The sequence below is a fragment of the Niallia oryzisoli genome, from assembly GCF_043641075.1.
Taxonomy (GTDB): domain Bacteria; phylum Bacillota; class Bacilli; order Bacillales; family Cytobacillaceae; genus Bacillus_BD; species Bacillus_BD oryzisoli_A.
In genome coordinates, this window is the sequence record NZ_JBHZRC010000010.1 from 25,564 (window position 1) to 52,084 (window position 26,521).

Consider the following 26,521-nt stretch of genomic DNA (forward strand, 5'->3'; position numbering starts at 1 on the left):
TAATATTATTTATTACACGCCTTTGTATGCTTTGCGATAGATTTCAGCCAGCTCAGTTACAAGAGGCATCTTAGGGTTGGCAGTTGTACACTGGTCTTCGAATGCGCGGTCAGATAATAGATCTAATCTGCTTTCGAATTCCTTCTTGTCAATTCCCTGTGATTCAATGCTCATAGGAACATTCATGCTCTTAGCTAGGTTAATGATAGCTTGAACTAGGCTTTCGACACCTTCTTCTGTCGTGCGAGCAGGAAGTCCTAGAATTCTAGCAATCTCAGCATAGCGCTGATCTGCAATAAAGTGCTCATATTTAGGGAATGCAGCAAGTTTCGTTGGTCTTGTTGCATTGAAACGAATAACATGTGGCATAAGAATCGCATTGGCACGTCCGTGTGGAACATGGAACTCAGCTCCAAGCTTATGAGCTAAAGAGTGGTTAATTCCAAGGAATGCGTTTGTAAACGCCATACCTGCGATTGCTGATGCATTATGCATTTTTTCACGGGCTTCTTCATCACTTGGATTTGCATATGCTTTTGGCAGATATTCGAACACTAACTGAATGGCTTTGATTGCAAGACCATCAGTGTAATCATTTGCCATAATGGATACATATGCTTCAATCGCATGTGTTAAAACGTCCATACCTGTATCTGCTGTAACTCCTTTAGGCAGAGTCATAACAAACTGTGGATCAATGATCGCTACATCTGGTGTTAACTCATAGTCTGCTAATGGATACTTCATATTATTAGCTTTATCGGTAATAACAGCAAATGATGTCATTTCTGAACCAGTACCGGAAGTAGTTGGAATGGCAACCATCTTAGCCTTTTTACCAAGGGATGGGTACTTAACAATACGCTTTCTGATATCCAAGAATTTTTGCTTTAAGCCAAAGAAGTCAACATCATCATGCTCATAGAACAGCCACATACCTTTAGCAGCGTCCATTGCAGAGCCTCCGCCCAATGCGATAATTACATCCGGCTCGAAGTTTCTCATCATTTGAGTACCCTTCATTACTGTATCAAGAGAAGGATCTGGTTCAACTTCAGAGAAGATTTGATAGTGAACATTATTTGGATGCTGATCTAAATAATGAGTCACCCTATCTACATATCCAAACTTAACCATCGCTGGGTCAGTTACAATGGCAACCTTTTTAATGCCTTCCATAACAGCTAAATATTGGACTGAGTTTTTATAGAAATAGATCTTTGGCGGAATCTTGAACCATTGCATATTTTTGTTTCTCCTTGCCATGCGCTTGACGTTAATTAAGTGTGTAGTCGTTACGTTAGCTGAAACAGAGTTGCCTCCAAAGGATCCGCATCCAAGTGTTAATGATGGTACCAATGAATTATAAAGGTCACCGATTGCACCCTGTGAAGATGGAGAGTTAAGAACTAGACGACCTGCCTTCATTCTTCTGCCGAACTCATCTTTAACCTCTTGACTATTAGAATGAAGCACTGCAGTATGGCCAAGTCCGCCGAATTCGAGCATTTCTTCAGCGCGTTTTAAGCCTTCTTCAGTAGAGTTTACCTTGATGCATGCCAATACAGGACTTAATTTTTCACGTGAAAGCGGATGGTCAGCACCAACACCTGTTAATTCTGCAATCAGTATCTTTGTGCCTTCAGCTACTTTCACACCAGCCATTTTGGCAATATCAACGGCGGATTGTCCAACAATAAATGGATTTACTGCACATGTATTTTCGTTAATAACCAATTTCTCAACCTTAGCTTTTTCTTCAGCATTTAAGAAATGACAGTTATGAGAAATTAATTCTTGCTTTACAGCATCATAGATTTCTTTATCAACAATAATTCCTTGTTCAGACGCACAGATCATTCCATTGTCAAAAGTCTTGGAAAGAACGACGTCATTTACAGCGCGTTTAATATTGGCTGTTTTCTCAATATAGGCAGGAACGTTACCTGGTCCTACTCCAAGTGCCGGCTTTCCGGAACTATAAGCAGATTTAACCATTCCGCCTCCTCCTGTTGCAAGAATTAAAGAAACCCCAGGGTGATGCATTAACTGTGTTGTTGCTTCTAAAGATGGGTTTTCAATCCATTGAATACAGTTTTCTGGTGCTCCAGCCTTAACAGCTGCATCTCTTAAAATTCTCGCAGCTTCGCTAGAGCATTTTTGTGCAGATGGGTGGAAGGCAAAAATAATTGGGTTACGTGCTTTAATAGAGATTAATGATTTAAACATGGTTGTAGAAGTTGGGTTTGTTACAGGTGTCATAGCGCAAATAACACCAACCGGCTCAGCGATTTCTACCACGCCAGCAAGTTCATCCTCATTGATAACTCCTACAGTCTTGTAATTTTTAATTGTATTCCATATGTACTCTGTACCAAAAATATTTTTAATAATCTTATCTTCATAAACACCACGCTTCGTTTCTTCAACTGCTAGTTTAGCTAATGGCATATGCTGGTCAATACCTGCAAGGGCCATTTCATGAACGATGTTATCAACTTGTTCTTGGTTGAAATTCTTAAATTGTTTTAAAGCTTCTTGGGCGTTTGATACTAGAGTGTCAATCATTTTAGTGACAGCCATTTCTTTAGTTAACTCTTTTTCTTTGATAGCCATGACAAAACCCCCTGATTAATAGATGCTTTTATGAAGATTATAAATATTTGGTACAGTTTTCATTATAAATGAAAGGGCTTACATTGTGTTTGTCTAATTATAGAATAATATTGTATAGAAAGTAATATATGTCACAGTTTCAATAATTTTACAAATTCCCATAGAAAAAAGAGACTGATGATTTTATCAGTCTCATACTCTATCTATTTACTTAACTCGCTCTAAAAGAAGGTTTAACTGCTTTTATCTGTCTGCGGACAGCGGCTAATAAAATGAATCCACATATCAGCAGTAAAACACTTGTTGTGATAAAAACAGAACCAAAACCAAAGTATCCTGAAATAATACCACCAATTGAAGGACCAATCATATTTCCAAGGAATTGGAGGCTTGTGTTATATCCTAATACTTCACCCTGCATGGCAATAGGTGCTTCTCGGCGTATATAGGCAACCCTTAACGGAATCAACCCGCCCATCGCAGCTCCAAGCACGAACCGAATAACAAGAAGATGCCAATACTCTGTAATAAAGGCCCCAGGAAGATAAATGATTCCTGTTACAAACAAGAGGATAACGAGCAGTTTAATATGTCCAAAACTATCTCCAAGGCTTCCCCATTTTCGTGCCATCAGTAAATTTCCCAGGCCTGTTAAGGAAAAGGCTAAACCAGAGAAAAAGGCTAAATTTGCAGCACCGTGTAATTCACTGACAAACAAGGATAGAATGGGCTGGATGCTAAAATTAGCAACCTGGATAAGCGTTGATAAAAGCAAAACAGTAATCATAACAGGGTTATGGATAATATGACTTAAGACCTCTTTGCTGGAATAGCTCTTCTTTTCATTGGCCTTTGCTTTTAATCTAAATTCCTTCGTTGTTAATACTAGAATGACTGAAATAACGATGCTGAAGGAGGTTGTTTGGAAGGTAGCAGCAAAGCCGACAGAATCCGCGAGCAAACCACCTAGAAGCGGCCCCATCAAACTCCCGGTAATATTTCCAGTTTGTAAGGTTCCGAGTACCCTCCCTGCTTTTTCCTTAGATGTCTGTGTTGAAATATAGGCCTGTGACATCGGAATAAAGCCGGTAAAAATGCCTGTGAAAAATCGAAGGATAAACAACTCAAAAACAGATGAAACAAATCCCATTAGAAAGAGTGATGTGGCTAATCCGAGACCAGAGAAAATAAGGATTTTCTTTCGTCCGTAATGATCTCCGACTTTTCCCCAAATAGGTGCAAAAATAAATGCCGTTACAAACGTAACAGCAAAGGTCCATCCTGCCCAATGCTGTACATATGTTGAAGAGTAATCCCCAAAGGTTTCAATTAATAGTGAAATAAAGGGGAGAACCATTGTCATACTTGCACCGACAAAAAAGTTTGCAAACCACATAATCCGTAGATTACGACGAGCTTGCTTTTGTTCTAGCATTCTATAAACACTTCTTTCCTCGAATATTTCGTGAAACTAAATATATATTTAATATCATAGTCCATTTACTAGAAAAAATGAAGGAATTAACCTTACCAGTTGAAATCCTCTAAGGTTAATGGTTGGGTGAAATGGATCATTTTAGTAGGATGAAATATTTTAATAATATTCAGAAAACATGTATGATTTAATTAACTACATTCCTTTCATTCAAAGGATGCAAGGCAGTAAAAGCTTATCAACTGGAGGAGGCTTCACATGGCAAGTGTTTTTTCATTTTTAAAACCCTATCGATTTCCAGCATTATTTGCTCTAGTCCTAATGCTAATTGAGTTAGCTGTCGAACTCATACAGCCGTACCTAATGGCAAAGGTAATAGATGAAGGGATCTTAAAGGAGCAGCTTTCCACAGTATTGCTTTGGGGTGGCGTAATGACAGGTATTTCTCTTCTATCGTTTCTGTCAGGCGTGACAAACTCCTTCTATGCGGCGCATGTAAGCCAAAGCTACGGCAATGATATCAGAAGAGTACTATATGAAAAGATACAGCGCTTCTCATTTGCCAATTTAAATCAATATCCTACTGCTTCTCTCATCACACGGCTGACAAATGATGTCACACAGCTTCAAAATACGATCTTTATGGGATTACGAATCATGATGAGGGCGCCATTACTCATTATTGGTGCCATGATTATGGCGTTTGTTGTTAATAGTAAGCTGGCTCTTATTCTTATCGTAACGGTTCCATTTGTGTTCCTTTTTCTTGTGTATGTATTGCAAAAAGGTAGAAAGCAGTTCGGAGAAGTTCAGAAAAGGCTTGATAAGGTAAATAGCGTGATGCGGGAGAACCTAACCGCCATGAGATTGATTAAGGCATTTCTACGGCAAAAGCATGAATCAAACCGCTTCAATCAGGAAAGCTCACAGCTGATGGAAAAAACATCAGATGCATTAAGATTCATGGAAACGATTATGCCGATATTGCTATTTGTTATGAACGTCAGTATTCTGGGCCTGCTATGGTTTGGCCGTGCTGAAATCAATCAAGGCGGTGTCAAGATAGGAGAGGTTGTTGCGATCATCAATTATGCACTGCGGATTACCTCGTCATTATCAGTTCTGTCCTTTATTATTTCTGCCTTTTCACGTTTCAGGGCCTCGGCGGACAGGGTTTCAGAGGTATTAACCGAGAAGGTTGACCAACATGATCATGATGGAGGAACAGAACAGTATGCTTCTTTGACAGGTAAGATTGAATTTAAACAGGTTTCTTTTCGTTACCCTGGAACAGCCGTAACCGTCATTGAGGATCTATCCTTCGTGATCAGACATAAGCAGACCGTTGCTGTACTTGGGGCAACCGGTTCTGGAAAAACATCATTATTTCAGCTTATTCCTCGGTTATACGATGCTGATCAAGGGGAGGTTTTAATTGATGATCAGAATGTAAATCGGTTTAACATGCAGCAGCTTCGAATGCAGATTGGCTATGTCCCGCAGGAATCCTTGCTGTTTACGGGATCGGTAAAAGAAAATATTTTGTGGGGGAAAACGGATGCCAGCATGGAAGAGGTCATCACTGCTGCTAAAGATGCCCAAATTCATGAGACGATTTGTAAATTTCCGGATCAATACGAGACAAAACTTGGACAAAAAGGAGTGAATTTGTCCGGCGGACAGAAGCAGCGTCTTTCGATTGCCAGAGCACTCATCAGAAAGCCGCAAATATTACTGCTTGATGACAGCACAAGCGCATTAGACCTTCAAACAGAAAGGAAGCTGCTGGAGGCTGTTAAGACATATGATTGTACCACGTTGATCGTCACTCAAAAGATTAGTACAGCTATCCATGCAGATTTAGTATTACTTCTAGAGGATGGAAGACTGCTTGCGAAGGGAAATCATGATTCATTACTAGCATTTTCTCCTCTCTATCAGCGAATTTATCAATCACAATTAGAAGAAGGGAGGATTGAAAATGCTCAAGGAGCTAAGTAAACCATTTCAATATAAGAGGATCGAATTAAACCCTGAAGCTAGTAAGAAAACAAAGCAGAAGGTTTCAATCAATGATTGGAAAGGTACGATAAAGAAACTATGGAACTATCTAATCGTTCATAAGAGAAAATTACTGTTCGTTTTTATTATGGTGATACTAAGCTCAGGACTTGGACTGCTTGGCCCCTTTTTATTAGGGAGAGCGATTGATGAGTATATTGTCTCGAAAAATCCAACGGGGCTTATTATGGTATTATCCAGCCTGCTGTTCATATTCATACTGCATTCACTATCACTATGGCTGCAGAATTACTCGATGATTGGGATTGCCCAAAAAACTGTAAGGACAATGAGGAGGGAGCTTTTTCAACATCTCCATAAGCTTCCTATTTCCTTTTTCGATAAAAAAAAGCATGGTGAATTAATGAGCAGGGTCACGAATGATATTGAAAATGTCAGTTCGACATTAAACAGTTCGTTTATTCAAATCATTTCAAGTATCCTAACCTTAGCAGGCACCATTCTTGTTATGCTTTTCTTAAGCCCTTTGTTAACAATGGTTACACTGATTATTGTGCCATTAATGTACATGGGGATGAAGTGGATTACGAACCGGACGAGCAGGCTTTTTAAGGAGCAGCAGCGAAACCTTGGGGAACTGAATGGCTTTATTGAGGAAACCATTTCCGGACAAAGAATTGTTAAAGCCTTTTCCCAGGAACAGAAGGTTCTTGCGGATTTTGATGACAAAAGTGAAAAGCTAAAGATAGCAGGCTTCTGGTCACAATCCTATTCGGGATTAATTCCCAAGCTAATGAACGTCTTAAATAATCTGAGCTTTGCTATCGTCGCTGCGGCTGGTGGAGTGTTAGCCTTAAAAGGGGCTGTCACGATCGGGACGATTGTTATTTTTACCGAATATGCCAGACAATTTACAAGACCGCTTAATGATTTGGCTAATCAGTTTAATACATTATTATCTGCAGTAGCAGGTGCTGAACGTGTCTTTGAGATTCTTGAACTGGATGAGGAAACAAATGATGAAGAGAATGCAGTGTCACTTTCAAATATGAAGGGAGAAATTGAGTTCCGTAATGTTTACTTTTCGTATGAAGAGGATTCTCAAACCATCCAGAATGTTAGTTTTACTGCTTCAAAAGGGGAAATGATTGCGCTTGTCGGTCCGACTGGAGCGGGTAAGTCAACCATTATCAATCTTCTATCGCGATTTTACGATGCAGGGAGTGGCAGTATATGGATTGATGGTCATGAAATTAAAACGATTACAAGAGAAAGCCTGAGGAAATCAATGGCGTTTGTTCTTCAGGATTCCTATCTTTTTGAAGGGACGATTCGGGAGAATATTCGCTTTGGAAGGCTAAATGCATCTGATGAAGAGGTGATAGAAGCAGCTAAGGCAGCGAATGCTCATTCCTTTATCATGAAGCTGCCCAACCAGTATGATACAATACTGAAACAGGATGGCGGCGGAATCAGTCAGGGTCAAAAACAGCTTTTGTCCATCGCAAGGGCAGTATTAGCCGATCCGGTTATCTTAATATTAGATGAGGCCACAAGCAGTATTGATACTGTAACAGAGCTGCGAATTCAAGAAGCACTTGGTCGCCTGATGAAGGGAAGAACGAGCTTTGTTGTTGCTCATCGTCTAAATACGATTCGAAGGGCCGATCAAATCCTTGTTTTGTCGGAAGGGAAAATCCTGGAAAGTGGCACGCATGATGAACTGATAGGTAGTAAAGGGTACTACTATGAACTTAGTGGTCAATGACTAGAAATAATGTAAAGGGGGCACTCAACGAGGGGCCTCTTCTTACCTTTTGACTGACTGGTCATATTATACTATACTAATCTAGAAGACATTTCATGAGGGATGGCGGACAAGGTTGAAAACGATTGATCAAATCATAGAAGTATTGAGGAAGCTTGGCATTAACGCTGAAAAAGTGTATAGGAAACCAAAGGAGACTTTTTAACCCTAATGATACCAACAGAAGAATTGAAAAAAAAGGTTCTTGAAACTGAAAATCTGCAATCAAACCTAAATGAATGGAAAGAACAATTATTTGTCTATAAATTTGCCCTAGAAGAAATCAATACAAAACTAAAAATACTAAATGAAGAATATCAATATATTCATAATCACAATCCGATTGAACATATGAAATCCAGAATTAAAAGCCCGGCAAGTATTGTGAAGAAGCTTCAGCGAAAAGGAATAGATATTACCATTGAAAATGCGCTGGAACATATTCATGATATCGCTGGAGTTCGAATTACATGTTCTTTTATATCAGATATTTATACGATGTATGAAGCAATCAGCAGACAGGATGACATTGAAGTCATAAGAGTCAAGGATTATATCAAACATCCAAAAGCAAACGGCTATAAAAGCCTGCATTTAATCGTGAAAATACCTGTTTTCCTTTCAAATCATGTGGAAAAGGTAAAGGTTGAAATACAGATACGAACCATTGCTATGGACTTCTGGGCAAGTCTGGAGCATAAAATCTACTACAAGTTTGACAAAGAAATCCCTCATGAGCTGCAAATGGAATTAAAGAATGCTGCAGAGGCTGCTCATTTTTTAGATGAAAAGATGAAAAAAATCAGTGACGAAGTGGATCTTTATAAATTAGAAGCAATGAAAATTTAATCGTGTATAGAGTAGGAAAACGAGTGGTGGGAATTACACATTCGTTTTCCTTTTTTTATTTTCTATTATTTTTTAGTCTGTTGTATAACAAAAGTGCTGATTTTTAAATAAATTTATTGTTATTAATAGAAAACTTCAATATAATTGGAATAGATTTAATTTTCAAAATATGGAAAGGCTGGTGTTAGAATGTCAGAGTTTTTAACCATGGTAAGCGATTTTGTTTGGGGTCCTCCGACACTTATCCTCATTGTTGGAACAGGGTTGTTTCTCACATTCCGGATTGGTTTTTACCAGTTTAGCAGTTTACCGTATGCGTTAAAGCTTGCCTTTACAAAAAATCAAGACCAGACCTCTGAAGGCGATATTTCTCACTTCCAATCCTTAATGACAGCTTTGGCTGCTACAATTGGTACCGGAAATATAGCCGGAGTTGCAACGGCGGTTGTTTTGGGGGGGCCTGGAGCTGTATTCTGGATGTGGGTAACAGCACTCGTTGGGATGGCGACAAAATATTCCGAAGCCATTCTAGCAGTTAAATATCGTGTTGTTGGTAAAAACGGCCAGATGGCTGGCGGACCTATGTATTTTATTGAAAAAGGCTTGGGCTGGAAATGGCTTGCTGTTCTATTTGCCCTGTTTGGTTCCATTGCAGCCTTTGGTATCGGAAGCTCAGTTCAATCAAACTCTGTTGCTGCTGCTGTAGAATCAAGCTTTGGCTTGAATCCATGGATTACTGGAATTATTTTAACGATTTTTACGGCCCTTGTAATATTAGGCGGAATAAAAAGCATTGGAAGAGTAACGTCATACTTTGTTCCAATCATGGCTGTTTTTTATGTAGCAGGCGGTCTTGTAATCATTTTAATGAATATTGATATTTTGCCCTCTGCTTTAGGACTTATTTTTACAGATGCATTTACGGGGCAGGCAGTTGCAGGTGGAGCGATTGGCGCTGTTATTCGGTGGGGAGTTGCGCGCGGTGTATTTTCCAATGAAGCAGGTATGGGTTCCGCACCGATAGCTGCAGCAGCTGCAAAGACAGACCATCCAGGTCGTCAAGCACTTATCTCGATGACAGGAACGTTTTTAGATACAATTGTTGTTTGTTCGATTACAGGTATTACCTTAGTAATGGGCGGCATGTATATTGGAAACGGTGACCTAACAGGGGCGGCATTAACAACCGAAACGTTTGATGCGCTGCTTCCAGGCGGGGGCTGGATTGTTACAATTGGAATTATTTTATTCGCGTATTCCACTGTTCTAGGATGGGCTTATTATGGAGAAAAATGCTTTGAATATCTTTTTGGGGATAAATCAATTACAGCCTATCGAGTGGTTTATACTTTAACCGTTTTACTTGGAGCAGGTATGAATCTCGGTTTGGTATGGACAATCGCTGATATCTTTAATGCATTAATGGCCATCCCGAACTTAATCGGACTTATTGCTTTATCGGGAGTAGTCGTAGCTTCAACGAAGGAGTTTAAAAAGCTGAGAGCTCAAGAGAAATTAGAAGCGCAAAAAGGGACCAATGTCACGGCCTAATCTTAAAACAAAAAAGCCTGTAATGATAGTAGTTTACTATCATTACAGGCTTTTTGCATTTGCTTTGAATTATCCTATTTCAGATTGAATAACAGTGTGTTTCTCCGCTTTTGGAACGCTTTTTTCTTCTTCTGTCTCTGCAACACCTGGGTGGAATTCATTTTCCATTTTCGAAACAACAACTGTAGCAACACCGTTACCGATTAGGTTTGTGATGGCTCTTGCTTCAGACATAAAGCGGTCAACACCTAATAGTAAAGCAATACCTTCAACAGGAATCATCGGGAAAGCAGCTAAGGTTGCTGCAAGTGTGATAAAGCCTGATCCTGTAACACCGGCAGCGCCTTTTGATGTTAGCATCAAGATTCCTAATAAAGTGATTTCCTGCCAGATTGAAAGGTCCACTCCATAGGCCTGTGCAATAAAGATGGCAGCCATTGATAAGTAAATTGCCGTACCATCTAGGTTAAAAGAGTAACCTGTTGGAACAACTAAACCGACTACAGATTTCGAACAGCCGTACTTCTCTAAACGTTCCATCATTTTTGGAAGCGCTGATTCTGAAGAAGATGTTCCTAAAACAAGGAGGATCTCTTCTTTGATATAGGAAATAAACTTAAAAATATTAAATTTATAAAATTTAGCAACTGCACCTAAAATTAAGACAACAAATAGGAACATCGTAATATAAACGGAACCCATCAGCTTTCCAAGTGATACAAGTGAGCCAAGACCGAAATTACCAATTGTGTATGCCATGGCACCAAATGCCGCGATTGGTGAAAACTTCATGATAATATTTACAATACCGAAGAAAATCTCAGAAATCTTTTCGAACAAAGACACAACGGGCGCTGCTTTTTCACCCATTGCAGCCATAGAAATTCCAAATAGAACGGCAAAGAATAAAATTGGCAGTAACTCGCCGCCAGCTAATGCTGCGACAGCGTTTTCTGGAATGATACCCATAATAAATGACATGAATCCATGTTCAGATTCTGCAGCTTGTGTAGTGTATTGAGAGATATCGCCGCCCTCTACTGCACCGATGTTAAAGCCTTTCCCCGGCTGAAGGAGATTAACGATAATAAGACCAATTGCAAGGGCAAAGGTGCTGATGATTTCAAAATAGAGAAGGGCTTTGCCGCCAATTCTCCCTACCTTTTTTAAATCTCCCATACTTCCAATACCGATAACAACTGTAAAAAAGATAATCGGTGCAATGACCATTTTAATTAACCTAATGAAAATGTCAGCAAGCACTTTAAGCTTTGCCCCGAATTCAGGGAACATAAAACCAATTGCAATCCCTAATAAAATACCAATAACTACCCGAACAGTTAAGTTGTTCAACAGCTTTTTCAACTACATATCCCCCTTTTTGTTTTTATTCCCCTTATTTATATCCTTTATTTGTGAACGTTTTGTAACTGTTTTCTATATTATCAGACTATTGGAATAAACTATTATTATGGTATTATTGTTCTTTTTGTTCTTTTTGGTCTCTCTTTGTTATATAACATTAAAAACCGTTTGTTTATCGATATTTAAAAACGATACTTTTTGAAATAAATAATTGAAAGCGGTTTAATTTCCATATTGTTATACAACAAAAAAACGATCCATATTGGACCGTTTTAAGCGAAAAATTATTTACTGTTTTTTTGAAATATTATTGATTGTGTCATTTGTCACCTGTTTTTCTATTTCTTGATAAAGCGGGTTAAACTTATCCATCCATCGTTCTTTTGCTTCATCAGGCAGTTCATAGATCGAAACGTCCGTTTGCTTTTTTAGCTCTTCCAGCTGACTTTCGTTCATTTTCTTAGATTCATCCATGTTCCAGTAGGTGGTTTCTAGCATTGCTTCATTGATTTGCTGTTGGATATCAGAAGGAATACGGCTCCAGAAATTTTTGTTTATGATAACGCTGTAACCCAAGTAACCGTGGTTGCTTAGGGTTAAATAGGGCTGAAATTTATACAGTCCCTTTGAATAGATATTTGAAATCGTATTTTCCTGGCCGTCAAATTGACGCTTTTCAAGTGAACTGTATACGTCTGTGAAAGAAGCGGTAACCGGCTTAGCGCCAAGTAATTGAAACTGTTTTTTCAGTACATCACCTGACATTACTCGGAAGGTAAGATCCTGAAAATCGTCTGGTTCAAGTAATGGATGAGCACTGCTTGTCATTTGTTTGAAGCCATTACTCCAAAATGCCAAGCCCTTCATATTTTCGTTATCAAGAAACTGTAGAAGCTCTTTACTGGTTTTTCCCGTAAAAACAGCTTTAGCGTGCTCGTAATCACGAAAAAGGAACGGCAAATCTAAAACCTTCCATTCTGGTACAAGCTCTGTCATGTTGGTATAGCTGGGTGCAATCATTTGGATGTCTCCACGTTTTAGTGCCTTAATCTCCTCATTATCTGAATACAGTATTCCATTTGGGTAAACCTCTACCTTGACCCGGCCATTTGTTTTTTCGTAGACTAGTTCAGCGAATTTCTGAGCAGCAAGCCCTTTAGGGGTATTTTCGGCCACAACATGACTAAACACAATGGTTATTTGATTTTCTAAACCTTGCTGTTCTTCATCAATAGTCATTTTCTCTTGTGGGAAGATTGTTTCGGTATCAATTAGTATAAAGAGAACTAATCCAAAAATCGTAAGCAGGCTGGCAACCACAAAGTGCTTCATTGTATATTCCTCTTTTTTGCATTTTTCGTGTGAGTCCCATTAGAGGGACTGCCAATAATCTAATGATATCATTTTTCTTTCTGTCTGGATGCTATTGCATGATATTATAAAAATATAAAGTTTAACTTCATTCATCTTTCGTTTCCCATGGTATTAGTGGTAGAGGAATGAAGTTATGCCTCCGGCGGATCCCTCGGATTTTTTAAAGGTAATTTATCGAGCGAGGTCGATAAAAATCCGAGCGCAAATTCGACGGAGCGAATTTGATTTGAAGGGGATACCCTATGAAGATTCGTTCATCTATCCAGTGGAAAATGACAAGTCTTATTATTTATATTGTTTGGTTTTCATTAGTTCTCTTGGGCGTTATTTTGATTGGACAGTTTTTACGAGAGCAGGAGTATGAGGTAAAGGAACGCGCGCTGCTGACAGCTAGAACCGTTGCTGAACTGCCAATCATGAATGAAAATATGGGAGAAAAGCCGGAAGCCGATTCAACGCTATCTAAGATTGTAGAGAGACTAAGGATGATTAATGATGCTGATTATATTGTCATTCTTAATATGGATCGCATCCGTCTTACGCACCCGAATGCTGAGCTTATCGGAACGCCTTCTACAAGTGCTGATGAGGGTGCATCCTTTACTGAGCATAGCTATACCTCCAAAGCCAAAGGAGAAGTTGGAACTGTGATTCGGGCCTTTGTCCCAATTATGAACAGTGCTCATAAGCAAATTGGGGTGGTCATCGTTGGATATAAGCTGCCGGGAATTCTTGCGATGGTGTCTTCTCTAAAGGTCCAATTATTTCTAACAGCCGGTATTACGTTAGGCTTCAGCGCATGGGGAGCATGGATTTTAGCTAGACATATCAAAAGACAAATGTTTAAGCTTGAGCCGGAGGAAATTGCCCGTATTCTTGTAGAGCGAACAGAAACCTTTAATGCGATGCAGGAAGGAATTATCGCGATAGATAATGATGAAGTGATTACGATCTTTAATGATAGAGCAAAGAAAATGCTTGGGGTGGAAGGAGAAGTTATTGGCAGGAAGGTGAAATCCGTCTTGCCTGATTCCTATCTGCCGGAAATATTGGAGGTTAATAAGCCAATTTATAATAAGGATTTGCATATTCGTAATCTTGCTATTGTGAGTAATCGAATACCGATTAAAGTAAATGGGAACACAGTCGGGGCCATTGCTGTCTTTCAAGATCGCACCGAGGTGAAAAAACTTGCTGAGGAGCTGACGGGTGTAAAGGCATTTGTGGGCGCCCTTAGAGCGCAAAACCATGAACATATGAATAAGCTTCATACGATAGCCGGATTAATTCAGCTGGGGAAAAACGATAAGGCTTTGGAGTATGTATTCGAGGCATCCGAGGAGCAGGGAGAACTGACGCGATTTTTGAGCCGTAATATCGGGGATGATAGTCTGGTAGGTTTGCTGATTGGTAAAGTCAGCCGCGCGAAGGAGCTTGGGATTCATATTGAAATGGATCGCCGCAGTATTTTAACAGGATTTCCAAAGCTGATGGACCATCATGATTTTGTTCTGATTATTGGAAATTTAATTGAGAATGCCTTTGATTCCTTTAAAAATAGATCGGGAAACGATAAGGAAATTTATGTAAGTATTCAACAAACGGATAAAATATTAAATATCTTAGTAGAGGATAATGGCTGCGGTATTCCAAATGATAGGCTGCCATTGATTTTTGAAGAGGGGTATACCTCGAAAACCTCTGCGACGGGAAGAGGAATCGGTCTTTATCTTGTCAAACAAATCGTTGATAAGGGGAACGGCAGGATCCATGTCGAATCAACGGTTGATCAAGGAACGACTTTTTCAATTACATTTGAAATGGGTGAGGGAGAATGATTAAAGTCGTCTTAATAGAGGATGACCTCATGGTACAGGAGGTAAACCGACAGTTTGTTGATCAAGTGAACGGCTTTCAGGTGGTTGGAGTTGCTAATAATGGGGTACAGGGGTTGGAGCTGATAAGAGAATTAAAACCGGACCTGGCTTTAGTGGATGTGTACATGCCTGATTTGGATGGTCTCGAGACCCTATTGAAAATTCGAACAGAGGCACATACGGTGGATATTATCGCCATAACGGCAGCGAGTGATATGGAAACGGTTCGGTCCTTTATTCAGAATGGGGCATTTGATTATATTGTTAAACCATTTAAATTTGAACGAATAAAAAAATCTCTTGAAAACTATCGGGCATTCTACCTTCGGTTATTAGAAAAGGAAAGTATATCACAAAAGGAATTAGATGAGATTTTCTTCAAGACAGAGGAAATAGAATCGGAAATAAAAGAGGATTATGGTGTTCTTCCAAAAGGGCTAAACCAACTGACATTGGATAAAATCATTGATTTTTTATCTCAGTGTAAGGAGTCTCTTTCAGCTGAAAGTGTTGCAGAAGGTGTAGGGCTTGCAAGGGTCACCGTTAGAAGATACCTGGACTTTTTGGAGAAGTGCGGGAAAGTAGAGCTGGATATTTATTATGGTGGGATTGGCCGACCAATTAATAAGTACCTGTTAAAAAGAGGTTGAATAGCCTAAATAGATTTACAATTCTGTAAAGAACTATACAAATATTTAGAATCTCTTAAAATGACCTTACCATCTTCTTAACAAATATTTATTACTATTTTAATTATAGAAAAGGTAATAAATAATTGAAAAGAGGGTACTAACGTGACTGAAATTAATCGCCGTAAATTTTTAACATATGTAGGAACAGGGGCTGCTGCCTTAACTGTTGCATCAACCGGTCTTGGTGGACTAGCTCCAAAGGTAGAAGCAAAGGGCAGAGATGCAGCAAACAATCTATTTGGCTTTAATAAAAAAGTATCCGGCTTAAACTTCAAGCCAATCGCACCATCTGATGCAGATGATGTTATCCTGCCAAAAGGATATAAATATGAAGTAATTGCAGCTTACGGGGATACAATTAATAAAGCAGGAGATACATTTGGTTTTAATAATGACTTTACACAATATTTCCCTATCAATGGTTCAAGCAGCCATGGATTACTTTGGGTAAACCATGAGTATTCTAGTGATCTTTTCGTTCAGGGTGCACCCGGTGCAAATGGTAAATACTCAGCAGCACAAATTGAAAAAATGCTTTATGTACAAGGCGGCTCTATTATCGAAGTAAAAGGAGACAAAAAAGGCGGCTGGAAGCTGGTTTCAGATTCAACAATTGCTCGCCGAGTTTCTGGTTTAACTCCTTTTATCTTAACCGGCCCAGCCTCAAGCCTAGCTAAAGAAGTAAAAGGTACTTTTGCAAACTGTTCTGGCGGTAAAACATTATGGAATACAGTTCTTTCTGCTGAAGAAAACTATGAAGATACTTGCGAAGCTGCAGGCCTAGATGAAAAACACTATGGCTGGATTGTTGAAGTGGATCCGTTTGATCCTAAATTCCAAGTTCGTAAGCATACATCATTAGGGCGCTTCCACCATGAAAATGCTGCAATGGGTCTGACAAATGATGGCCGCGTGGCTGTTTACATGGGTGATGACGTTAAAGACGCATGTGTTTATAAGTTTATTAGTAAAGATAAATATGTTGAATCAGCTGGTAGAGCTAATTCTAAGCTTTTAGAAGAAGGTACACTTTATGTTGCGAACATGAAAAAAGGCGTATGGGAACCTATGACAATTGAAAATGTTCGTGGAAAAATTAATGGTAAAGCAGATCTTGAGGCTAAATACCAAACTCAAGCAGATGTTCTCGTATATGCTGATGAAGCTTCACTTTTAGTTGGTGGAACACCAACAGACCGACCAGAAGACGTGGAAATCTCTCCATTTGATAAAACTGTTTTCATTGCACATACAAATAACGATAAACATGGTAACTTCCATGGCCATATTACAAGATTTATCGAGGATAACAATGATCTTGGTTCATTAACATTTGATTTTGAAATTTTTGCTGCTGGCGGTAAGCAGAGCGGCTTTAGTGCACCTGATAACTTAACATTTGATAGCAATGCAAATCTTTGGACAGTTACAGATATTTCTTCAAGCAGCTTAAATAAAGGAATTCATAAGCATTTCAAAAATAACGGATTATTTGTCATTCCAACTGTAGCTTACAAGAATGTAAAAGAAGATGAAGTAGGAGAAGCCTATCAATTTGCTTCAGGCCCAGTAGAGGCTGAAATGACAGGACCATGCTTTACACAGGATGAAACAACCTTATTCTTAGCTGTACAACATCCAGGTGAAAATTCAAAGGATGTCAAAAATCCAACAAGTATGTGGCCGCACCGTAAAGGCGACACAATGCCTAGACCAGCTGTAATTGCAATTACTGGATTTTAATTACTCGGTGCCGGACACCATAAATGGACAAGTGTCTTTCTTTGGTGCCTGACACCAAACTTATGAGGAGGAATCATATGCTTACCAATATTGGGATTCCTGGATTAATTCTATTATTAGTACTTGCGCTGATTATTTTTGGGCCATCAAAGCTCCCTGAATTAGGACGAGCTGTGGGGTCGACGTTAAAGGAATTTAAAAAATCAGCTAAGGATTTAGTTGCGGATGATGAGGAATCAGATGGGAAAGAAATAAAAAGAATTAAATAATGTATTTTTTGTAACAAAGTAAAAGGGCCTGTTTAAAAAAACGGGCCCTTTTTTATTTTATTAGATTTTAAAGATATAAAAATATGATATAAATAGTAAATCATCATGTGAAACAATTCACTTACAACAGTTGGACCTGAAACCGCATTCAAAAATATAAACGTAACTGATACACTTAAGTCAGTAAGGGGGAATCAATTTATGTACTTAGATGAAAGGAGCAACCAGTTATTAAAGGAGGTTCTTGGTAACCCCGAAATTTCTAATGCTAAATTAGAAGAGAAATTCCAGCTATCACGAAGACAAGTTAATTATAGCTTCCATAAATTAAATGATTGGTTAGAAGCAAATAACTATCCAAAAATAAAAAGAACAAATTCAGGTAAGTTTATTGTTAGTCCAGTAATCATCGACATATTTTCAGAGAATATCAATCATTCATCAAGAAAAAGCAGCTATATACCATCTGAAAAGGAACGAGCAAAGTTTATTCTTTTGATGCTGGTTAGCAGTTCTGAAGAATTATCGTTAGTACACTTCTCAAGTGCACTCGACGTCAGTAAAAATACAATCCTTAGAGATTTAAAATGCGCTCAAGTAATTGTTGAAGAATATCAATTGGAAATTATTTATTCTAGATTGTATGGATATGATTTATCGGGAAGTGAATGGAATAAAAGAAAACTGCTTGTTGATTTGTTGCAGGAAGCATTTAGATCTTATGATAGTGAATGGTATCTTGGAAAATTGTTGGAAATCCATACTGATGAAATTGAACATCTCAAACGATTAATGGAAAAGGTCGAAACTCGCCTCTATTTAAAATTTAGTGATGAGAGAATGAAACTCTTACAATATGTCATCGCTATATTATACAGACGAATAAAAAGAGGGAAACTAGTCGACGATTTTTATCATATTGATTATCAAAAATTATCAGATACAAAGGAATATGAAGCAGCAGAGATATTGGTGCAAGATTTAGGGCATGTACCACAAGCGGAACGTTTGTTTATTACCTTGCAGCTTCTAGCATCAAATGTCTTATCTTCAGAATTTTTAACCGATAGAGAAGTTCCTCAGTTGAAGAACGCATTACGAGAAAGCTTAGAAACCTTTGAAAGAAAGGCAGTAGTGCAATTGAAAGATAAAGAGGGCTTTTTAGATAAATTATTATTGCATATGATGCCTGCTTACTATCGGATAAAGTATCAGCTAACAACGAATTATTCAATGGTCGAAAAGGTTAGTGAAGAATTTGAGGCTATTCACTATATGGTCAAAGATTCTTTAAAGCCACTTGAAGATTATATAAATTGTAAAATACCAGAAAATGAAATTGGATTCCTTACGATTTTAATCGGTGGTCATTTAATTAAGAGTGGTGAAACGATTCACACAAAGAAGAAAGCATTGGTTGTTTGCCCGAATGGTGTATCGATCTCAAAGTTAATGGAAAATTCATTGCGGGATTTATTTCCGGAGTTCTATTTCTATGATGCATTTTCAATTCGAGAGTTTCAAGAAATGAACTTAGAAACAGATATCGTTTTCTCTCCGGTTCCAATTCAAACAGATAAGAAATTATTTATGGTAAATGGTGTAATGACGGAATATGAAAAATTACAATTGCGTCAACGAGTAATGAAGGAAATATTCGGCTTAAACTCAAATGTTATTAATGTCCATCAAATACTCAATATTATTGAAAAACACGCCAAAGTAGTGGAAAAGCAAGCCTTGAAAAATGAGCTGCAAGAATATTTCACTTCCCAATCCTCAAATGGCCAGGAACAAAAAGTAACCATTCAACTTTCAGATTTAATTCATTTAGATAACATTATTTTAAAGGATTATGTTGAGAGTTGGCATGAAGCAATTGAAATTGCAGCAAAGCCTCTTTTAGAAAAGGGAGTCATAACAGGGTCATATGTTGAAGAGATGAAAAAACAATATCCAGCAGCTTCACCACATATCGTCCTTGGAAGAAATATTGCCATTCCACATGCTAGCCCAGAGGATGGAGTTAATAAAGTTGGTATGAGCTTATTGAAGATTGAAAATGGTCTTACTCTAGAGGATGGGAAAAAACTCCATTTTATCGCCGTTATTGCGGCAGTCGATAAAAATCAACATTTAACTGCATTATTGCAATTAATGAAATTAGCCAGTTCAGATGAATCAATTGCAATCATGCAAGACTACAAAAGCGTAAAAGAAATATACGACATGATCAAATTTTATTCAAAATAGTAAATTTTATAACAGAATGGAGAGGGCCAGTTTGTCTTTAGAAAAATTCTTAAAGGATGAGTTGATCAAACTTAACCTATCGTGTGAAGATCAAGATCAACTCTTTGAAATTTTTTATAATGAAGCCTTAGCAAACGACTATGTTGATGAAATGTTTTTGAAAAAGATTAAGGAACGCGAGTCTGTTTTTCCAACGGGATTAAAGATTAATGATTATAGTGTTGCAATCCCACATACAGATCCAGAATATGTGAAAGAACAATTTATTGCTGTGGCTACATTAGAAAATCCAGTTAAGTTTCATTTAATGGATGATGCTAGTCAGAAAACAGATGTAAGCGTTGTAATCATGCTGGGTTTAAACCAGCCACATAGTCAAATTGAAGCATTGCAAGAACTTATGAGGATTATTCAGGATAAGGGTAATGTAGATTACTTGTTAGCTGCAAAAAATAAAGAAAGTGTCAGAACAGTATTTAAGCAATTAGTTTAAAACTGATAAATGATTATCTCATTCTTATAATGAATATACAAAAAAATTATTTTACTACACAGTAAATATATTGGAGGAATAAATCATGGCAAAAACAGTATTAGTAGCATGTGGAGCAGGTATCGCAACTTCAACAGTGGTGTGTAACCGCGTAGAAAATTTAATTAAGGACAATAAAATTGATGCGAATGTTGTTCAATGTAAAATTGCTGAAGTGGCATCTCGTCAAGATGGGGCAGATTTAATCGTTTCGACAACCATTCTTCCCACAACCTACAAAATTCCTGCTTTAAGTGCTACTGCATATATCACAGGTATTGGCATGGAAGCATTGGATAAAAAGATACTTGACCATCTAAAGTAAGAAGCTATGGGTCTGCATTCAGTGAGATGCAGATTCATATTCCGACTAAACATATTATTTTTATCTAAATAATCTTAAATGTGAGGGTTTAATATGGACAGTTTATTAGCAGGCGTACAATACGTATTAAATTTAGGTCCAACAGTTATTTTGCCGATTGCTATATTATTCATTGGTTTATTATTCGGTACTGGATTCAAAAATTCATTTAAATCAGGGATTATCATCGGAATTGGTTTCGTTGGTATTAACTTAGTTATCGGTGTTTTAGTTGACAATTTAGGTCCTGCAGCACAACAAATGGTTGATCGGTTTGGGTTAAGTCTTACTGTTGTGGATGCTGGTTGGCCTTCTGCAGCAGCAGCATCCTGGGCTTCACCGGTTGCAGCTATTTTGATTCCAATCTGTTTAGTGGTCAATATCATTTTGCTAGTTCTTAAAGGAACAAAAACGTTAGACATTGATATTTGGAATTACTGGCACTTTATTGCTGCGGGTGCAACTGGATATGTTGTGACTGGCAGCTGGTGGTTTGCTATCCTATGTGCAGTTCTTTATGAAATTGTCGTTTTAAAAGTGGCTGACTGGACAGCTCCATTGATTCAAAAATATTTTGGGCTCGAAGGAATTTCCCTTCCAACCGGTTCAACTGCTGCATTTGGTCCGATTGGTATATTAGTAGGCTGGCTGATTACAAAAATCCCTGGTCTTAATAAACTACATGCAGATCCTGAATCAATTCAAAAACGTTTTGGTATCTTCGGGGAACCGATGATGATGGGATTAATCCTAGGTTTAGTTATTGGAATATTAGCGGGTTATGATGTTGGAGGCGTAACAAAAATCGGTATTTCCATGGCAGCAGTCATGCTATTAATGCCTCGTATGGTGAAAATTCTAATGGAAGGCTTAATTCCAATTTCAGAAGCAGCACGTAATTTCTTACACAAGCGCTATGGTGATCGCGATATCTATATTGGCTTGGATGCAGCATTATCTGTTGGACATCCATCTGTCATGGCAACTGCTCTAATTTTAGTTCCAATTACATTATTCATAGCAGTTATTTTACCTGGAAATAGAGTATTGCCATTTGGTGATTTAGCAACCATTCCTTTCTATATTGCATTCGTAGTTGCATATTTAAGAGGAAACATTGTTCACTCAGTACTTGCAGGGACTGTAATGGTCACCTTATCGCTTTGGATGGCAACGAACTTTGCACCGGTTCATACACTTATGATGGAAGGTGCCCAATTTACTGCACCAGGTGGTGCAACGGAAATTTCAAGTTTAGACCTTGGAGGTAACTTATTTAACTGGGCTATTTTGAAATTCTCACAAATGTGGCATGCAATGTTTTAATCATTGAACAGCATAGGGATTGTCTTATAGCTGGATCGGTTCTTTCAAATACCCACCCATAAGACAAAATTCATTCTGACATTTTGTCTTATGGTGTCTTTAAGGAAATAGGACGGAGGAGGTCAATCATGAAAGCAGCAGTATTGTATTCGGAGAATAAGATTGTCTATGAAGATATTGAGATAGAAGCTTGTAAAGCAGATGAAGTGAAGATAAAAGTAATGGCAGCGGGGATATGCGGCTCTGATACACATAAAATGACAAGTAAATGGAAATATTCTTTACCAGCTATCATGGGTCATGAATTTTCAGGTTATATTGTCGAGAAAGGCGAGAATGTCACTAATTATGAAATTGGTGATCGTGTTCTAGGTGTTCCTTTTGAACCGTGCCATAAATGCGAGTATTGCTTGAGAGGTCAGTTTTCTCTCTGTGAAGACTATGGCATGATTGGAGCAAAATCATTTGGAGCCTTTGCCGAATACGTAAATGTTAAAGCCTCAAATGTACTTCCAATTGGTGAGATGGATTTTGAAGAAGCAGCTATGGTTGAACCACTTTCCGTTGCACTTCATGGAATTTTAGGGCTTGAACCACGGATCGGCGATGTGGTGGCTGTTTTCGGAGCAGGTACAATCGGGATGTTAGCTATCGAATGGTTAAAAATTGCAGGAGCAAAGGAAATAATCGCGATTGATATTTCTGAGGAAAAGCTAAAAGAAGCGAAGGATAGAGGCTGTGATAAAGTAATCAATCCACTAAAAGAAGACTTACAGTCAAAAATTAATGAATATACAAATAATCTTGGAGTGGACATAGCAATAGAATGTGCTGGATCTAAAATAACTCAAGAACAGTGCCTGTTAATTACTAGAAAGAAAGGGAAAGTGGGCTATTTAGGCATTGCATATTCGGATGTCCATTTGTCAGAGAAGGCATTTGAGAATATTTTTAGAAGAGAACTAACATTGAAAGGCTTCTGGAACTCTTATTCAGCACCATTCCCTGGAGAAGAATGGAGAACGAGCATCGATTTTATTAATAAGGGAAAAATCAATGTCAAAGAATTAATATCTCATCGATTCTCATTAGAAGATACGCAGAAAGCATTTAATTTGATGATTAATCGTGAAGAGTCTTATGGAAAAGTTATGATTAAACCTAATGTTGAGTAAAAAGAGAGGGATAATAAGATATGAAAGCAGTAGTGAAGCATGAAGTTGGCTATGATAATATGTCACTTGTTGAAATTTCTGAACCAGTAGCAATTGATGATAAGGTGAAAATAAAAGTCTCGTATACTGGTATTTGCGGCTCAGATATTCACACATTTAAAGGAGAATACAGTAACCCTACACTTCCTGTTGTGTTGGGACATGAATTTTCAGGTGTTGTTGTAGAGGTTGGACAAGACGTAAGAAATGTAAAGGTTGGAGACCGGGTAACGAGCCAAACTACGTTTACCACTTGTGGGGAATGTGAGTACTGTTTAGAAAAAGATTATAATTTATGTTCTAATCGAAAAGGTTTAGGGACCCAAGTAAATGGAAGCTTTGCGGAATATGTTATTTCTCGTGAAGAAAGTGTTCATGTGTTACCGGAAGAAATAAGTTTGATGGCAGCTTCATTAACAGAACCACTAGCATGCTGTGTTCATGCTGCATTAGAAAAAACTACGGTAACAAAAAATGATAAGGTACTTATTTTTGGCCCTGGTCCAATTGGATTACTCTTAGCTCAGGTGGTAAAAGCTCAAGGTGCATTTGTTATTCTTTCTGGTATTACAAAGGATATGCCGCGATTAGAATTAGCTAAATCAATGGGAATTGACGTTATTGTTGATAGTTTACAAGAAAATCTAGGAGAAGTTGTTTTACAGCATACCAATGGGTATGGAGTTGACAAAGTGTTTGAATGCTCAGGAGCTGTGCCTGCTCTTAATCAAGGATTACCACTTGTAAAGAAAAAAGGAACGTTTGTTCAAGTGGGTCTCTTTGCGGAAAAATTAAACTCACAAAACCAGGATGCGATAATCCAAAGAGAGATTACTTATATCGGTTCTCGTTCACAAAAGCCAAGCTCTTGGTTAATTGCATTGGACCTTCTAAAAAATAACAAGATCGACGTCGATAAAATGGTGACGAAGGTAGTTTCATTAGAAGAGTGGCGGACCGGATTTGAAGCGGTTATGGCAGGAAATGAAATCAAAGTAGTGGTAGAATCTTAATTTAGTAGAATAATTGAGAAAATGAGGGTATGACTTTAAACTCGCTGGTCTATTGGCAGCGAGTTTTTATTTGTTTAAAAAAGTAATGGTTTAAATTAATAAGGTGTTTTGATCATTCATTCTTCATCACAGTAAAATACAATCAATCCGACATTTTATGGGATGAAACCGCAACCAATATTGGCGATAGGGATGTTACTATTGAAATGTGGAAGTTGGAATGTCCTGCATAAATGGATTCTCTTATTTTAATGTGATGAGGTTTTACATCTTTTTATCTTGCATCACCTATAACTTGTTATGTATTTAGAAAGGGTGGTAGAAATGAAAATAGCAATTGGGTGCGATCATGGTGGTTTTCAATTGAAGGAAGCAATCATAAAACATCTAGAGGATAATAATTTTGAAATAGAAGATGTAGGTTCCTATGATTGTAAAAGTGTTGATTATCCTGCCTATGCTGTAAAAGTTGGAAATAGGGTTAGTTCTGGAAGCTGTGATTTAGGAATATTATGCTGCGGAACTGGAATTGGAATGTCCATTGCAGCAAATAAAATCAATGGTGTCAGGGCGGCCGTTGTAAGTGATTGTTTTTCTGCTTCGGCTACAAGAGAGCACAATGATACGAATGTTCTTTGCTTAGGACAGCGTGTGATCGGAGAGGGACTCGCACTATTAATTGTTGATACTTGGGTTAATGCTAGTTTCCAAGGCGGGCGTCACCAAGAAAGAATCAATCAGGTTACTCAAGTAGAAAATGGGGAATTCTTTGTACGAGATTAAAACTCTCTGAAACTCTAGCAACTGGAGGAAAGATGATGTTTATAGATTCAGCCAATCTAGATGAAATTAGAGAAGGTTTTTCCCTTGGATTGTTAAAGGGTGTTACAACAAATCCTTCGATTTTGCTAAAAGAAGGCAAAAGAAGAGGAGTTATCGTTAAAGAGATTTTAGATAATAGTGAGGGTATTGTATTTGTTCAGGCAACTGGAAGCAGTTATGAAGAAATATATGCTGATTGTCAAGAAATCTTGGCATATGGTAATAAAAGAATAGCGCTTAAAATACCAGCTAATATCCCTGGTTTTCAAGTGATTAATAGATTGAAAAACCAAAATAATGCACCTATAATCCTTGCTACAGCAATATTCTCAGTTGATCAAAGCCTCCTATGTGGTCTTGCAGGCTGTGATTATATTGCGCCATACGTGAATCGAATGGCAAATAATAATATTAATCCATACGAAGTGGTCAATAAGACAAGAAAAATTTATGATGATCGTGGATTCTCAACAAAAATTCTTGCAGCCAGCTTTAAGAATACTAATCAAGTAGTGGATATATTCACTGCGGGGGCGCATACTGCCACTGTTTCCTCTGATGTATTACGATCAATGGCTTCGAAGGAATTAGCATCGGCAAGTATTAGTGGATTTAATCGAGATTGGTATGAATTACAATCAAGACTTGAATTCGTGAAGGAGTGATATTTTGCATGTAATTGCAGCTTCTATCATGTGTGCAGATCAACTGAATCTTGATGAGGAACTAAAGAGATTAGAAGAAGCAAAAGTAGAATTACTTCATTGCGATGTAATGGACGGAGTATTTGTAAATAATTTAGCAATGGGACCCTATGTCTTAGAGCAAATAAAAGAGCGCACGATGATCCCGCTGGATATTCACTTAGCCACTGAACAACCATCAAAATATATCGATATGTTTGCCTCAATCAAGCCTAAATATATTTCCTTTCATGTTGAGGCAAGTGACGATATTGTAAGGGATATTAACAAAATCAAGGATTACGGAGTTCAACCAGTGTTGGCTTTGAGCCCAAATAGTCCAATTGAGTTGATTAAACCTTATTTAACTATGGTCCCAATGGTATTGATTATGACTGTTAATCCTGGATTTGCAGGACAAAAATTTAACTATCAAGTGTTAGAGAAATTAGAGGAACTAAATAATATACTCCAAAAAATGGAGAGTCGGCCTTTAATTGAGGTTGATGGCAATATAAACAATTTGACTATCCCTTTGTTGCTTGATAAGGGTGTAAATGTATTTGTTTTAGGAACTTCTGCCCTTTTTAATCAAGATGAAGGATCTTATATAGATAAAATTAATAGACTTAAACATTTATTTATTCAGTGATTAATGAAATGTAGAAACAATTAGCTGTAGATGAACATATTTAAGGATAAAGGAGTGTCAGT

At 37.9% G+C, this 26,521-nt stretch carries 21 protein-coding genes; 17 read left to right on the forward strand and 4 right to left on the reverse strand.

What is annotated here, in order from left to right:
- Nucleotides 1-12: 12 nt before the first annotated feature.
- A complete protein-coding gene (gene adhE / locus ACHUFV_RS21305; protein WP_394237663.1) occupies nucleotides 13-2,616 on the reverse strand; it encodes a bifunctional acetaldehyde-CoA/alcohol dehydrogenase in 2,604 nt (867 codons plus the stop codon).
- Between the two features lie 211 nt (nucleotides 2,617-2,827).
- Nucleotides 2,828-4,051: an MFS transporter gene (locus ACHUFV_RS21310; protein ID WP_394237665.1), complete on the reverse strand. Its 1,224-nt coding sequence runs from the start codon at nucleotides 4,049-4,051 to the stop codon at nucleotides 2,828-2,830.
- Nucleotides 4,052-4,309: 258 nt separating this feature from the next.
- Between ACHUFV_RS21310 and ACHUFV_RS21315 the strand changes: the two genes are divergently transcribed.
- From ACHUFV_RS21315 to ACHUFV_RS21330, 4 genes are all read left to right on the forward strand, one after another.
- Nucleotides 4,310-6,052, forward strand: coding sequence for an ABC transporter ATP-binding protein (locus tag ACHUFV_RS21315; protein WP_394237667.1), 1,743 nt, complete (start codon nucleotides 4,310-4,312; stop codon nucleotides 6,050-6,052).
- Complete coding sequence (locus tag ACHUFV_RS21320) at nucleotides 6,033-7,841, forward strand: ABC transporter ATP-binding protein (protein ID WP_394237668.1); 1,809 nt, start codon at nucleotides 6,033-6,035, stop codon at nucleotides 7,839-7,841. The genes ACHUFV_RS21315 and ACHUFV_RS21320 overlap by 20 nt, the downstream gene beginning before the upstream one ends.
- A gap of 210 nt (nucleotides 7,842-8,051) precedes the next feature.
- Entirely contained in the window at nucleotides 8,052-8,729 is a 678-nt protein-coding gene (locus tag ACHUFV_RS21325) for a GTP pyrophosphokinase (protein WP_394237670.1), read from the forward strand.
- Between the two features lie 189 nt (nucleotides 8,730-8,918).
- Nucleotides 8,919-10,280 carry an alanine/glycine:cation symporter family protein gene (locus ACHUFV_RS21330; RefSeq protein WP_394237672.1) on the forward strand — a complete coding sequence of 454 codons (1,362 nt, stop codon included), beginning with the start codon at nucleotides 8,919-8,921 and terminating at the stop codon, nucleotides 10,278-10,280.
- Between the two features lie 69 nt (nucleotides 10,281-10,349).
- Here ACHUFV_RS21330 and ACHUFV_RS21335 read toward each other — a convergent pair whose 3' ends face one another.
- Together ACHUFV_RS21335 and ACHUFV_RS21340 are read right to left on the reverse strand one after the other, a co-directional pair.
- A complete protein-coding gene (locus ACHUFV_RS21335) occupies nucleotides 10,350-11,645 on the reverse strand; it encodes a dicarboxylate/amino acid:cation symporter (RefSeq protein ID WP_394237673.1) in 1,296 nt (431 codons plus the stop codon).
- A 288-nt stretch (nucleotides 11,646-11,933) separates the two neighbouring features.
- Nucleotides 11,934-12,977: a DctP family TRAP transporter solute-binding subunit gene (locus ACHUFV_RS21340; protein WP_394237674.1), complete on the reverse strand. Its 1,044-nt coding sequence runs from the start codon at nucleotides 12,975-12,977 to the stop codon at nucleotides 11,934-11,936.
- A gap of 284 nt (nucleotides 12,978-13,261) precedes the next feature.
- Here ACHUFV_RS21340 and ACHUFV_RS21345 point away from each other — a divergent pair, with 284 nt between their 5' ends.
- From ACHUFV_RS21345 to rpe, 13 genes are all read left to right on the forward strand, one after another.
- Nucleotides 13,262-14,857, forward strand: coding sequence for an ATP-binding protein (locus ACHUFV_RS21345; RefSeq protein WP_394237675.1), 1,596 nt, complete (start codon nucleotides 13,262-13,264; stop codon nucleotides 14,855-14,857).
- Nucleotides 14,854-15,546, forward strand: a complete 693-nt coding sequence (locus ACHUFV_RS21350) for a response regulator transcription factor (RefSeq protein ID WP_394237676.1) — start codon at nucleotides 14,854-14,856, stop codon at nucleotides 15,544-15,546. Before ACHUFV_RS21345 ends, ACHUFV_RS21350 begins: the two co-directional genes overlap by 4 nt.
- 144 nt (nucleotides 15,547-15,690) lie before the next feature.
- Nucleotides 15,691-17,331, forward strand: coding sequence for a PhoX family protein (locus ACHUFV_RS21355; RefSeq protein ID WP_394237677.1), 1,641 nt, complete (start codon nucleotides 15,691-15,693; stop codon nucleotides 17,329-17,331).
- A 77-nt stretch (nucleotides 17,332-17,408) separates the two neighbouring features.
- The gene (gene tatA / locus ACHUFV_RS21360) at nucleotides 17,409-17,600 is read left to right on the forward strand and encodes a twin-arginine translocase TatA/TatE family subunit (protein ID WP_394237678.1); all 192 of its coding nucleotides are present in this window, start codon (nucleotides 17,409-17,411) and stop codon (nucleotides 17,598-17,600) included.
- Nucleotides 17,601-17,801: 201 nt separating this feature from the next.
- Nucleotides 17,802-19,853, forward strand: coding sequence for a BglG family transcription antiterminator (locus ACHUFV_RS21365; protein WP_394237679.1), 2,052 nt, complete (start codon nucleotides 17,802-17,804; stop codon nucleotides 19,851-19,853).
- Between the two features lie 31 nt (nucleotides 19,854-19,884).
- Nucleotides 19,885-20,346, forward strand: a complete 462-nt coding sequence (locus tag ACHUFV_RS21370; protein ID WP_394237680.1) for a PTS sugar transporter subunit IIA — start codon at nucleotides 19,885-19,887, stop codon at nucleotides 20,344-20,346.
- 85 nt (nucleotides 20,347-20,431) lie between these two features.
- On the forward strand, nucleotides 20,432-20,710 hold the full coding sequence (locus ACHUFV_RS21375) for a PTS sugar transporter subunit IIB (protein WP_394237681.1): 279 nt from the start codon (nucleotides 20,432-20,434) through the stop codon (nucleotides 20,708-20,710).
- A 93-nt stretch (nucleotides 20,711-20,803) separates the two neighbouring features.
- Nucleotides 20,804-22,075, forward strand: a complete 1,272-nt coding sequence (locus ACHUFV_RS21380) for a PTS galactitol transporter subunit IIC (RefSeq protein ID WP_394237682.1) — start codon at nucleotides 20,804-20,806, stop codon at nucleotides 22,073-22,075.
- Between the two features lie 128 nt (nucleotides 22,076-22,203).
- Nucleotides 22,204-23,250, forward strand: a complete 1,047-nt coding sequence (locus tag ACHUFV_RS21385) for a galactitol-1-phosphate 5-dehydrogenase (protein ID WP_394237684.1) — start codon at nucleotides 22,204-22,206, stop codon at nucleotides 23,248-23,250.
- 20 nt (nucleotides 23,251-23,270) lie between these two features.
- Complete coding sequence (locus ACHUFV_RS21390) at nucleotides 23,271-24,302, forward strand: zinc-binding dehydrogenase (RefSeq protein WP_394237685.1); 1,032 nt, start codon at nucleotides 23,271-23,273, stop codon at nucleotides 24,300-24,302.
- Nucleotides 24,303-24,626: 324 nt separating this feature from the next.
- Nucleotides 24,627-25,085, forward strand: coding sequence for a ribose 5-phosphate isomerase B (rpiB, locus tag ACHUFV_RS21395; protein WP_394237686.1), 459 nt, complete (start codon nucleotides 24,627-24,629; stop codon nucleotides 25,083-25,085).
- Between the two features lie 35 nt (nucleotides 25,086-25,120).
- Nucleotides 25,121-25,789: a transaldolase family protein gene (locus ACHUFV_RS21400; RefSeq protein ID WP_394237687.1), complete on the forward strand. Its 669-nt coding sequence runs from the start codon at nucleotides 25,121-25,123 to the stop codon at nucleotides 25,787-25,789.
- A gap of 4 nt (nucleotides 25,790-25,793) precedes the next feature.
- Complete coding sequence (gene rpe / locus ACHUFV_RS21405; protein ID WP_394237688.1) at nucleotides 25,794-26,459, forward strand: ribulose-phosphate 3-epimerase; 666 nt, start codon at nucleotides 25,794-25,796, stop codon at nucleotides 26,457-26,459.
- Nucleotides 26,460-26,521: the final 62 nt, after the last annotated feature.

Bases quoted from the DNA above. Each gene is read 5' to 3' on its own strand.
- ACHUFV_RS21400 (WP_394237687.1), top strand. From the start codon at position 25,121: ATGTTTATAGATTCAGCCAATCTAGATGAAATTAGAGAAGGTTTTTCC.
- ACHUFV_RS21365 (WP_394237679.1), top strand. From the start codon at position 17,802: ATGTACTTAGATGAAAGGAGCAACCAGTTATTAAAGGAGGTTCTTGGT.
- ACHUFV_RS21330 (WP_394237672.1), top strand. From the start codon at position 8,919: ATGTCAGAGTTTTTAACCATGGTAAGCGATTTTGTTTGGGGTCCTCCG.
- adhE (WP_394237663.1), bottom strand. From the start codon at position 2,616: ATGGCTATCAAAGAAAAAGAGTTAACTAAAGAAATGGCTGTCACTAAA.
- ACHUFV_RS21375 (WP_394237681.1), top strand. From the start codon at position 20,432: ATGGCAAAAACAGTATTAGTAGCATGTGGAGCAGGTATCGCAACTTCA.
- ACHUFV_RS21345 (WP_394237675.1), top strand. From the start codon at position 13,262: ATGAAGATTCGTTCATCTATCCAGTGGAAAATGACAAGTCTTATTATT.
- tatA (WP_394237678.1), top strand. From the start codon at position 17,409: ATGCTTACCAATATTGGGATTCCTGGATTAATTCTATTATTAGTACTT.
- ACHUFV_RS21385 (WP_394237684.1), top strand. From the start codon at position 22,204: ATGAAAGCAGCAGTATTGTATTCGGAGAATAAGATTGTCTATGAAGAT.
- ACHUFV_RS21340 (WP_394237674.1), bottom strand. From the start codon at position 12,977: ATGAAGCACTTTGTGGTTGCCAGCCTGCTTACGATTTTTGGATTAGTT.
- ACHUFV_RS21350 (WP_394237676.1), top strand. From the start codon at position 14,854: ATGATTAAAGTCGTCTTAATAGAGGATGACCTCATGGTACAGGAGGTA.
- ACHUFV_RS21325 (WP_394237670.1), top strand. From the start codon at position 8,052: ATGATACCAACAGAAGAATTGAAAAAAAAGGTTCTTGAAACTGAAAAT.
- ACHUFV_RS21380 (WP_394237682.1), top strand. From the start codon at position 20,804: ATGGACAGTTTATTAGCAGGCGTACAATACGTATTAAATTTAGGTCCA.
- ACHUFV_RS21320 (WP_394237668.1), top strand. From the start codon at position 6,033: ATGCTCAAGGAGCTAAGTAAACCATTTCAATATAAGAGGATCGAATTA.
- ACHUFV_RS21315 (WP_394237667.1), top strand. From the start codon at position 4,310: ATGGCAAGTGTTTTTTCATTTTTAAAACCCTATCGATTTCCAGCATTA.
- ACHUFV_RS21390 (WP_394237685.1), top strand. From the start codon at position 23,271: ATGAAAGCAGTAGTGAAGCATGAAGTTGGCTATGATAATATGTCACTT.
- rpiB (WP_394237686.1), top strand. From the start codon at position 24,627: ATGAAAATAGCAATTGGGTGCGATCATGGTGGTTTTCAATTGAAGGAA.
- ACHUFV_RS21310 (WP_394237665.1), bottom strand. From the start codon at position 4,051: ATGCTAGAACAAAAGCAAGCTCGTCGTAATCTACGGATTATGTGGTTT.